General features: G+C 47.5%; 1 protein-coding gene. It reads left to right on the forward strand.

The genetic code is table 11. The features are described from left to right. A partial coding sequence (locus A3763_RS06100) for a phosphoribosylamine--glycine ligase (RefSeq protein WP_304440798.1) occupies positions 1-525 on the forward strand: 525 nt, incomplete at its 5' end. Positions 526-581 lie beyond the last annotated feature (56 nt).

A 581-nucleotide genomic window follows, 5' to 3' on the forward strand; every position in this document is an offset into this window, starting at 1 on the left:
GTCGAAGGTATGGCGAAGGAAGGCAATGACTATACAGGCTTCCTCTATGCAGGTTTAATGATTTCAAAAGATGGCCAACCAAAAGTCATCGAATATAACTGCCGTTTCGGCGACCCTGAAACACAACCTATTATGATGCGCCTGCAATCTGATCTAATTACTCTATGCAATGCGGCATTGGATAAGACTCTCGATAAAACAACAACAGACTGGGATTCTCGCGCAGCAGTTGGCGTTGTCTTGGCCGCTGGTGGCTACCCAGGAAGCTACGACAAAGGCCTCATCATTAAAGGCCTAAAGCAAGGCGAGTCTGATGTTGCAAAAGTATTTCATGCAGGCACCAAACTCGATGGCGAGCAAGTAGCAACGTCTGGTGGCAGAGTATTATGCGCTACAGCTCTGGGCAACAATGTGACTGAAGCTCAGCAAAAGGCCTATCAGCTTGCACAAAATATCAGCTGGGAAGGTATGTTCTATCGAGATGACATTGCCTACCGAGCCATTGCCCGAGAGCAGCAGTCTTAAGGCAGCCAAACCCTGTAAACTAATCTGTCTGGGTGACCTATGAACTATAGCGACAT

This window comes from Oleiphilus sp. HI0128, assembly GCF_001635365.1.